General features: G+C 60.5%; 12 protein-coding genes and 1 tRNA gene. 6 read left to right on the top strand and 7 right to left on the bottom strand.

The features are described 5' to 3' along the window. The coding region (locus tag ACTZWY_RS19170; RefSeq protein ID WP_444792315.1) for a hypothetical protein at positions 1-747 on the top strand (747 nt) is incomplete at its 5' end. Between the two features lie 16 nt (positions 748-763). Here ACTZWY_RS19170 and ACTZWY_RS19165 read toward each other — a convergent pair. Together ACTZWY_RS19165 and ACTZWY_RS19160 are read right to left on the bottom strand one after the other, a co-directional pair. Then, positions 764-1,153, bottom strand: coding sequence for a cell division protein ZapA (locus tag ACTZWY_RS19165; protein WP_444792314.1), 390 nt, complete (start codon positions 1,151-1,153; stop codon positions 764-766). Continuing rightward, on the bottom strand, positions 1,146-1,643 hold the full coding sequence (locus ACTZWY_RS19160; RefSeq protein WP_444792313.1) for a hypothetical protein: 498 nt from the start codon (positions 1,641-1,643) through the stop codon (positions 1,146-1,148). Before ACTZWY_RS19160 ends, ACTZWY_RS19165 begins: the two co-directional genes overlap by 8 nt. 217 nt (positions 1,644-1,860) lie before the next feature. Here ACTZWY_RS19160 and tkt point away from each other — a divergent pair, with 217 nt between their 5' ends. Then, a complete protein-coding gene (gene tkt, locus ACTZWY_RS19155; RefSeq protein WP_444792312.1) occupies positions 1,861-3,879 on the top strand; it encodes a transketolase in 2,019 nt (672 codons plus the stop codon). Positions 3,880-3,957: 78 nt separating this feature from the next. Here tkt and ACTZWY_RS19150 read toward each other — a convergent pair whose 3' ends face one another. Further along, positions 3,958-4,719, bottom strand: coding sequence for an NAD kinase (locus tag ACTZWY_RS19150; RefSeq protein ID WP_444792311.1), 762 nt, complete (start codon positions 4,717-4,719; stop codon positions 3,958-3,960). A 220-nt stretch (positions 4,720-4,939) separates the two neighbouring features. Between ACTZWY_RS19150 and glyA the strand changes: the two genes are divergently transcribed. Both glyA and ACTZWY_RS19140 read left to right on the top strand, forming a co-directional pair. After that, the gene (gene glyA, locus ACTZWY_RS19145; RefSeq protein ID WP_444792310.1) at positions 4,940-6,235 is read left to right on the top strand and encodes a serine hydroxymethyltransferase; all 1,296 of its coding nucleotides are present in this window, start codon (positions 4,940-4,942) and stop codon (positions 6,233-6,235) included. Between the two features lie 40 nt (positions 6,236-6,275). Beyond that, positions 6,276-7,040, top strand: coding sequence for an alpha/beta fold hydrolase (locus tag ACTZWY_RS19140; RefSeq protein WP_444792309.1), 765 nt, complete (start codon positions 6,276-6,278; stop codon positions 7,038-7,040). Here ACTZWY_RS19140 and ACTZWY_RS19135 read toward each other — a convergent pair whose 3' ends face one another. Next, positions 7,041-7,223 carry a CTP synthetase gene (locus ACTZWY_RS19135; protein ID WP_444792308.1) on the bottom strand — a complete coding sequence of 61 codons (183 nt, stop codon included), beginning with the start codon at positions 7,221-7,223 and terminating at the stop codon, positions 7,041-7,043. It abuts the gene before it with no gap. Between the two features lie 212 nt (positions 7,224-7,435). Continuing rightward, entirely contained in the window at positions 7,436-7,735 is a 300-nt protein-coding gene (locus tag ACTZWY_RS19130) for a hypothetical protein (RefSeq protein ID WP_444792307.1), read from the bottom strand. A 105-nt stretch (positions 7,736-7,840) separates the two neighbouring features. Between ACTZWY_RS19130 and ACTZWY_RS19125 the strand changes: the two genes are divergently transcribed. Further along, positions 7,841-7,916: transfer RNA gene (locus ACTZWY_RS19125), tRNA-Val, on the top strand. A gap of 327 nt (positions 7,917-8,243) precedes the next feature. Here ACTZWY_RS19125 and ACTZWY_RS19120 read toward each other — a convergent pair. Further along, the gene (locus ACTZWY_RS19120) at positions 8,244-8,642 is read right to left on the bottom strand and encodes a helix-turn-helix domain-containing protein (RefSeq protein ID WP_444792306.1); all 399 of its coding nucleotides are present in this window, start codon (positions 8,640-8,642) and stop codon (positions 8,244-8,246) included. Positions 8,643-8,840: 198 nt separating this feature from the next. Then, the gene (locus ACTZWY_RS19115; RefSeq protein ID WP_444792305.1) at positions 8,841-9,287 is read right to left on the bottom strand and encodes a DUF599 domain-containing protein; all 447 of its coding nucleotides are present in this window, start codon (positions 9,285-9,287) and stop codon (positions 8,841-8,843) included. Between the two features lie 76 nt (positions 9,288-9,363). On the opposite strand from ACTZWY_RS19115, the gene ACTZWY_RS19110 reads away from it, so the two are divergent. Next, positions 9,364-9,516 (top strand): transposase (locus ACTZWY_RS19110; protein WP_444792303.1); only part of this gene is annotated, 153 nt, incomplete at its 3' end.

The following is a 9,516-nucleotide window of genomic DNA, read 5'->3' as shown; positions in this document are numbered from 1 at the left end:
ACGCTTCTGGCCGCCGTTCAGACATCCCTGATTTTCCCGCGCGGCCTGACTGGTCCTGCGCCCCCCTTGCCCGAAGGCACTGTGCGCCTGACGCTGCAAACCCCTGATGGCGATGTGCTGGAGGGGGTGCGCATACCGGGGCGGCGCGAAAATGCGGCCCTGCTGCTGGGGTTTGGCGGCAATGCATGGAACGCCGAAGCCATGGCGCTGTTTTTGCACCAGCACGCGCCCGACCACCCTGTTGCGGCGTTCCATTTTCGTGGCTATGCGCCCAGCACCGGCACCCCGTCAGCGCGCGCGCTGCGCAAGGATGCCGTGTTGATCCATGACCATATGGCCAGCACCGAAACAGGGATCATTGCCATAGGGTTCAGCATTGGCGGCGGGGCGGCGGCGCATCTGGGCGCTATGCGCGATGTGCACGGCGTCGCACTGCTCACCCCTTTCGACAGCCTGCGCAATGTGGCACGCGACAGTTTGCCATGGACGCCCGTCGCATGGTTGCTGCGCCATGACATGACCCCGCTGGACGATTTGCACGACCGGCCCGTGCCTGTGGCCATTCTTGCCGCCACCCGCGATGAAGTTATCCCGCCCGCCCGCACGGACGCCCTGATTGCAGGGCTGCTGTCGTCAGACAGCGTATCGCTGCATGTTGCCCGCATTAGCGCGGGCCACAACGACATTTATTCCCACCCGGACTTCAGCGCCGCCTTGCAGGCGGCCTTGCGCCACATATCACCATAGCGCGCGCGATACAGGGTTACTTGCGCTGGTCCAGATCATCCGCCACGGCTTCGGCGCGCGCGGCCAGTTCCGTCAGCGCGTCGGTCAGGTCCTGTGGCACAACGGGAACTTCCACATGGCGCGGTTCGGGCATGGGGCGCGCATGCAGCCGCGAGATTTCTTCGCGCAGCGACGCAAGTTCGGCCTGTGCGGCTTGCAGCTTGTCTTCGACCCCGGCGGTGCGGTCCGCCAGCATCAGCCCCGACATCAGCAACATGCGTTCGGCGGGAACACGGCCGATCTGGTCCAGAAGCGTGCGCGCTTCCGCATCCAGCATCTCGGCAGCGGCCAACAGGAACCCTTCTTCGCCGGGTTGGCAGGCGACCTTGAATTCCTTGTGGCCAATAATGATTGTCTGCTCAGGCATGGTCATCCCCTGTCTTGATCAAGGGCTTCAATTCCCCCAGCACATCTTCAATTTCAACCATGTCAGCCGCACGTTCGGCGCGCAAGGCTTCCAACTCGGCCAGAAGCGCGCGATTGATCGCGCTTGGTTCAATGACCATGGCTTCATGGCCGTCGCGCAACTGGCGGTTGGCTTCGATCAGTTTTGTATTGGCCTTTTTCAGGCGCAACATTTCAAGGCTTTGCAAATCCAGTTGTTCGGTCATGCGCGCCAGCCTGCGTTCCAGCGTGGTGAAGGAACTTTCCTGACGCTGGCGCACGGCATTGACGCGCTCGGTCAGTTGGGCGGTCTTGGCGCGTTCTGCGTCCAGTTGGGCGCGCAGGTCTTCCACCTCTTGGGAGGGGGGGGAAGAAACCTGCGGGGGCGGCGCGGCGCGCACGGCGTCCACACTGCGCGAAATCCGGTCGAGCGCGCGACTGATGCGCTGCTCCAGATCTTTTATATCGCTCATAGATGTCCTGCTTTCTGTCGCCCTGTTCCGATTTCCCTTTTTGTCATGCCGAATCACGTCTGGCAAGGCACGCAAGGTTCTATGCAAAAGACTACAGCCAAACCCCGGATATTCCAACAATGCCCGCCACAGCTGCGCGCCATGCTGGCTTTGCTTGAACTTACGGCCAAGACTGCTATGGAGAGCGCAAACATTGCCCCAATAAGGACCGATGCCCGTGGATATTGCTGCCCTTCGTCAAGCACACCCCGACCACTGGAAAAAAGCCACCGCCATTCGCGCGCTGGCCATGGATGCGGTGCAAGCCGCCAATTCCGGCCATCCCGGCATGCCCATGGGCATGGCCGATGTGGCGACCGTGCTGTTTGAGAAGCACATGAAATTCGACCCCAAAACCCCCAACTGGGCAGACAGGGACCGCTTTATCCTGTCAGCGGGTCATGGGTCCATGCTGGTTTATGCCCTGCTGTACCTGACCGGCTATGAAGATATGACGCTGGAGCAGATCAGGAACTTCCGCCAATGGGGCGCGATCACGGCAGGGCACCCCGAATACGGCCATGTCACCGGCGTGGAAACCACCACCGGCCCGCTGGGTCAGGGCATTTCCAACGCTGTGGGGTTCGCCATGGCTGAAGAAAAGCTGCGCGCGGAATTCGGGCCAAAAGTGGTGGATCACTACACCTATGTCATCGCGGGCGATGGCTGCCTGATGGAAGGGATCAGCCACGAAGCCATCGGGCTGGCAGGCCACCAGAAGCTGGGCCGCCTGATTGTGATGTGGGACAATAACGACATTACAATTGACGGGCGCGTCAGCCTGTCGGATTCCACCGACCAGCGCGCGCGTTTTGCTGCAGCGGGCTGGAAGGTGCTGTCCTGTGACGGGCATGATCCGGTTGACATTGACCGCGCGCTGACTGCGGCCAAAGGGTCTGACCGCCCTGTGTTGATTGATTGCAAGACGATCATCGGCTTTGGCAGTCCCAAGAAGGCCGACACATCAGGCGCGCATGGCTCCCCCCTTGGGGATGCGGAAATTGCCGCGACCAAGGAAATCTATGACTGGCCGCATGGCGCGTTCGACATTCCCGCCGATATTCTGGACGCATGGCGCAGCATTGGCGCAAAAGGGGCCGACGCCCGCGCCGCATGGGAAGACCGTTTTGCCAAGCTGTCGGGCACCAAACAGGCCGAATTCACCCGCCGCATGGCAGGCCAGGCCCCCAAGAAGCTGGAAGCGGCCATTCGCGCGCTGAAAAAACAGATCAGCGAAACCGCCCCCAAGGTGGCCACGCGCAAATCGTCAGAAATGGTGCTGGAAGTCGTCAACGACATCATGCCCGAAACCATGGGCGGGTCTGCGGACCTGACCGGGTCCAACAACACCAAGACAGCGGGTCTGGGCGTGTTCAGCGCAGATGACCGCAAGGGACGGTATGTCTATTACGGGATCCGCGAACATGGCATGGCGGCGGCCATGAACGGGCTGGCGCTGCATGGCGGTGTCAAACCCTATGGCGGCACGTTCATGTGCTTTACCGATTACGCGCGCGGGTCCATGCGCCTGTCGGCGCTGATGGGGGTTCCGGTCACCTATGTGATGACCCATGATTCCATCGGTCTGGGCGAAGACGGGCCAACCCACCAGCCGGTCGAGCATCTGGCCATGCTGCGCGCCACCCCCAACACTTATGTGTTCCGCCCCTGTGACACAGTGGAAACCGCCGAAGCGTGGGAAATTGCGCTGACCGCCCCACGCACCCCATCTGTGCTGGCGCTAAGCCGTCAGAACCTGCCCACGCTGCGCCTTGAACACAAGGTCAAGAACCAGACCGCGCAAGGGGCCTATGTGCTGGCCGAAGCTGACGGCAAGCGCCAGGCCATCCTGATGGCCACCGGGTCCGAGGTGGAAATCGCCATGGCCGCGCGCGACTTGCTGCAAGCCGAAGGGATTGGGACGCGCGTTGTCTCCTTCCCGTGCTGGGAATTGTTCGAGGACCAGTCTGACGCCTACCGCCGCAAGGTTCTGCCCGCAGGCCCTGTGCGTGTGGCCGTTGAAGCCGGTGTGCGCTTTGGCTGGGACCGCTGGCTGTGCGATGAACGCGGCCGCCGCGAGAAGGCGGGCTTTGTGGGCATGCAGGGCTTTGGCGCATCGGCACCCGCGCCCGAATTGTATAAACACTTCGGCATCACCGCTGAAGATGTCGCGCAAAAGGTCAAGGCGCTGCTGTAAGCAAGACCTGCGCCCATACACACGTCAAAAAGCCCCGCCGCATTCGCGCGCGGGGCTTTTTGACGGGCTGCGCGCCAGTCAGACGAATTGTTCGCGGATCAGGCGTTCTTCCAGCCCATGGCCGGGATCAAACAGCAATTTATGCGAAATGCGCTGATCTGACGAAATGTCGACACTTAGCACATTGCGCACGGACCGGCTGTCGGCATCGGCCATGACCGGGCGCTTGGCGGGGTCTATGACTTCAAACCGGACATGACTGCCCTTTGGCAGCAACGCCCCGCGCCAGCGCCGGGGCCGAAACGCCGCAACCGGCGTCAATGCCAGCACATCCGACCCGATGGGCAGGATCGGCCCATGTGCCGAATAGTTATAGGCCGTCGACCCCGCAGGCGTGCTGAGGATGACGCCATCGCACACCAGTTCATCCAGCCGCTGGCGCCCATCCACCACAATACGCAGTTTTGCCGCCTGCGCGCCCTGACGCAACAGCGACACTTCATTGATGGCCAGCACATCCGCCGCTGTGCCGTCAATGCGGGTGGCACGCATCCGCAAAGGGTTCAGCACTGCCATTTCCGCCTGTTCCAGCCGTTCCAGCAACCCGTCCGTGCGATAGGCATTCATCATGAACCCGACTGTTCCGCGGTTCATGCCATAAACCGGCGTATCCAGCGCTTGCGTGGCATGCAGCGTTTGCAGCATGAACCCGTCGCCGCCAAGCGCGACGATCACCCGCGCGTTGTCCAGCGGGCAATTCCCGTATTGCGCGGTCAGATCCGCAAGCGCAGCTTGTGCGTCCGGGGCCGAACTGGCCAGAAAGGCGATATCTGCGGGCATTCGATCCTCAGGGCTGGCATGGTCCGCGCCATGTGACCTGTAACGACGCCGATTGGCAAGGGCTGCTTCCTATTGCACGCGATACGCGCCAATAGGAAACCCGCCCCCGCTTTTGGGTCGCAGACTTACGCCCATGCGACGCAATCAAGCCTTTCCCCAAGGGCGTTCATGCGCTAATTGAACCCCAAACCCCTGACCAGACCCTTGCGGAGGCCGCCCAATGGACACCACCCCACGCGATACAGGCTTTTTCACCGAAACCATCGAAAGCCGCGATGCGGAACTTTTCGCCGCAATGCAGGCCGAACTGGGCCGCCAGCGCGACGAAATTGAACTGATTGCATCGGAAAACATTGTCTCCAAGGCGGTGATGGATGCGCAAGGGTCCGTGCTGACCAACAAATACGCCGAAGGCTATCCCGGCAAGCGCTACTATGGCGGGTGCCAATATGTCGATGTGGCCGAGAATTTGGCCATTGAACGCGCCTGCAAATTGTTCAACTGCGGTTTTGCCAATGTGCAGCCCAATTCAGGGTCACAGGCGAACCAAGGCGTGTTTACCGCCCTGCTGAAACCGGGTGACACCATTCTGGGCATGTCACTGGATGCGGGCGGCCATCTGACCCATGGCGCGCGCCCCAACCAGTCGGGCAAATGGTTCAACGCCGTGCAATATGGCGTGCGGCAAGAAGATTACGCCATTGATTACGACCAGATCGAAGCACTGGCGCGCGAACACCAGCCCAAAATGCTGATCGCGGGCGGGTCGGCCATTCCGCGCATCATTGATTTCGCGCGCATGCGCCAGATTGCCGACAGCGTGGGGGCCTATTTGCTGGTCGATATGGCGCATTTCGCAGGGCTGGTGGCGGCGGGGCTGTATCCCAGCCCGTTCCCACATGCCCATGTAGCGACCACCACCACCCATAAAACCCTGCGCGGCCCGCGCGGTGGCATGATCCTGACCAATGATGAAGGGCTGGCGAAAAAGTTTAATTCCGCCATTTTCCCCGGCATTCAGGGCGGTCCCCTGATGCATGTGATCGCGGCCAAGGCCGTGGCCTTTGGTGAAGCGCTGCAACCGGGGTTTGTCGATTACCAGAAGCAGGTCATCAGGAACGCGCAGGCGCTGGCCGATCAACTGGTCAAAGGCGGGCTGGATATTGTGACCGGTGGCACGGATTCGCACCTGTTGCTGGTGGACCTGCGCCCCAAAGGCGTAAAAGGCAACGCCACCGAAAAGGCACTGGGGCGGGCGCATATCACCTGCAACAAGAACGGCATCCCGTTTGACACCGAAAGCCCGACTGTCACCAGCGGCATTCGTCTGGGGTCACCGGCGGGCACAACGCGCGGTTTCACCGAAGCCGAATTCCGCCAGATTGGCGACTGGATCGTGGCCGTTGTCGACGGGCTGGCCGAAAATGGCGAAGATGGAAACGCCGCCGTTGAAGCCCGCGTCAAGGCCGAGGTTACGGCACTTTGCGCGCGCTTCCCCATCTATCCGAACCTGTGACAAAGGGGCCTGCACCTGACTGGGGCAGGCCAAATCCCCCATGCTGAACATACTGCGCAACGGCCCCCCCACTGACCTGCCCGGATTGCTGATTGTGCATGGGTTGTTCGGATCTGCGCGCAACTGGGGGGCCATTGCCAAACGCATGGCGGATGACCGCAGGGTTATCAGCGTCGATATGCGCAACCATGGCGACAGCCCGTGGCACGACAGCCACGGGTATGACGATCTGGCCCATGATCTGGCGCAAGTGATCACGGCTGAAGGCGCGCCCATGGACGTTCTGGGCCATTCCATGGGCGGCAAGGCCGCCATGATGCTGGCCTTGACACAGCCTGAACTGGTGAACCGCCTGTTGGTGGCCGACATTGCGCCAGTTGCCTATGGGCACAGCCAGACACACCTGATTGACGCCATGCGCAAGCTGGACCTGACCGCCCTGAAATCCCGCGCTGATGCAGATGCCGCATTGGGCAAGGATATTGCCGATCGCGGCGTGCGCGCATTCTTGCTGCAATCGCTGGACCTGCGCGCCGCACGACCGCGCTGGCGGCTGAATCTGGACGTGCTGGAACGGGAAATGCCGCGCATTACCGGCTGGCCGGACGATGTGACCGGCAGTTTCCCCCGCCCTGCCCTGTTTCTAAGCGGCGCAAATTCGGACTATGTGCTGCCCGAACACCGCAGCGCGATAAAAGCGCTGTTTCCCGCAGCAAAATTCGCCAAACTTCCAGACGCGGGCCATTGGCTGCATGCCGAGGCCCCGCGCCCTTTTGAAGCGACGGCGCGAATGTGGTTCGATTGATCAGCCTTCGATCAGCTTGCGCGCAATGATCCAGCTGGCGACCACGCCCACCACGGCGCCGCCTGCAGCCCATGCCAGAATGGGCTGAAGCGTGTCCTGCCCAATGCTTAGCGCGACCACGACACCGATACCGGCACAGGTCACCCCGACGATACTGTAAATTAGCGGAAACAATCTGCTCATGGTGCCCCTCATCACAAATGGATGGGGTATAACAAGCATGTTCCAGACATCCGCGCCTTGATATGGCGCAATGTGGCGGCCAGTATTTTGCACAGCGTGGCCAAGGGTGCTTTGCGTGCTGCGCAAAAGTGGGGACCGGTTTTGCGCCAGAATACATGCGACACCATAAGGTTAGTGTGGGTCGCGTGACTACGAATGAACGCGGGCACCCTCTAGTCACAATCAAGTTTTGCGCGCAGCACGCCACTGTCGCCTTCCAATGTGCCGGGGCGAATTGCGCAAGATGTCACATCGACAATTGCGCGCGCCATAGCCGGGCGCAATTGCGGCTGGTCCTTGCGCGGGGCATAACCGTGACGAACAACCTCGACATTGTCGCCAGCCTGCCAGACCGTCAGCGCATACCCTGCTGTCTGAACCTGTGTGGCCGTGCCATGCGCCAGCCACGGCGATGGCGAATCACATGCCATAAGGAAAAAAGCGGGGATCAGGAACCATCTGCACATGGACATTTATATCGCAAAATATGGTTAAGGCTTAATTAACCAAAATCTGATGAAAACAGCGCCGTTCCGATATTGCAGCCGCCCGCGAATCTGGCTAAAGGCTGTGCGCAAGGGTGATTAGCTCAGTTGGTAGAGCGCTTCGTTTACACCGAAGATGTCGGGAGTTCGAGTCTCTCATCACCCACCATAAAGCTCATAAAAATCAACACGTTAAGATCAGCCCAACGCAACCTGTGTAGCAGTTTGTGGTGCGGTTTGTGTTACAGATTCTCTTCGACGCTGCACCATATCGATAGTCTGGACGCCGGAGTATGTCGTGCGAATCAAATCTGATTCGGCCTACTACCCCTTTCTTCGTCCAGCAGCTCCCTCAAAGCGCGCACCCGCGTAGGTGTGATCTTCGGGTCACGTCCGCACGAGATGATCCGAATGAACTCGATCCACGCCTGCTCGTTCTGGGTCAACTGGTCCCATGGACCCGCCGGACCCGCTGGTAACACGAAAAGATCGTCACTCATTTCCCGAATATCCCCCGAAGTGCTGCGCGAGACCGTGCAGTCAGTCGCGGGTCAGTGTTGTCGGACGCATCCCGGATTTCATTCAGCCAGCCGATCTCATTCTCTGTTGCGGGCGTGCCGAAGATATCGGTGATCGCTTTCGCTGCGGTCGCGCCTACAGCCTGGTCCAGCGCAAGACGCATCAGATATGCCGGATCGACCTCCAGCGCCCTTGCAAGCGACGGCACGCGGTCCAGCGGCACCTTGTTCTTGCCGGACTTCAGCAGCGATATGAAATTCGCATTCACGAATCCAGCTTCCGCTGCGATTTCAGATTGCGTTTTGCGGTGGGACAAGTCGCGCACCCGATCAGTGATGAAGCGCGCGGTGGGTGTGTTCTGGTAAGGGTTGGTCATTGTGTTCTCGCTTGTAAGTGGTTGATGAACTTACTTACCGCGACAGCACAATCTGTTCGGGTGGGACTTTCGCGTCTGTCATTGGGACCGGTTTGGTGACCGGAGTCCTAGGGAAATGAAGGTCAGGTGAAGGGGATGCAGCCTGTGCCAGCCAGTCGGGGGCGGTTGAACCCTCCACTCTAGGCAGGGGCGCTGGAATTACGACTTGGGACCGTCGCGGCCCAGAATAATCTCGCGCGAGGCGGAGGAGAATTCACGGCTCCAGACGACCCATGCGGTGACCGCGATGCCGACAAGCAGCACCAATGCCCCGCCCAGCCAGGCCAGCGCACAAAGCGCGAAATACATCGCGCGCAGACCTGCGTTGAAATTCATCGCTGCGCGCCCGTTCAGCTTCCCAGCTTTCAACGCCAAGGGCATGGATTGCGGGTTTTCGGGATCATCCGGCACAGCCCCCATGACGACCGAACAGTAACCGAACACGCGATTGGACCAGACAAATTTCAGGAAGGCGTTGCCCAGCATGAACAGCGGCAAAAACAGTTTTGTCTGAAGCACTGCGCCACTGGCCTCAAGGTCGGTCAGACGCGTTGCGACACCGCCCAGCAGGTCCACATTCCCCATCAACGCAAGCAGGCCGCCCATCGCCAGGTAATCCCCCCCGAAATTAAGGGGCTGCAAAAGTAGAATTTTCTCGGCAAGATGAACGAGGAGAATTCGAATGAAGACAAGCAGATACACAGAAGCGCAGATCATCGCGATCCTGCGTCAGGCCGAAGGCGGGGTGCCGGTTTCTCAGCTGTGCCGCGAGCATGGCATGAGCGACGCGTCGTTTTACAAGTGGCGGGCCAAGTATGGGGGCATGGACGCTTCG

This window comes from Roseinatronobacter sp. NSM, assembly GCF_052379845.1.
In the GTDB taxonomy this organism is placed as follows: Bacteria; Pseudomonadota; Alphaproteobacteria; order Rhodobacterales; family Rhodobacteraceae; genus Roseinatronobacter.
The sequence above is the reverse complement of the archived record's forward strand: the minus strand, read 5'-3'. Positions and strand labels throughout refer to the sequence as shown.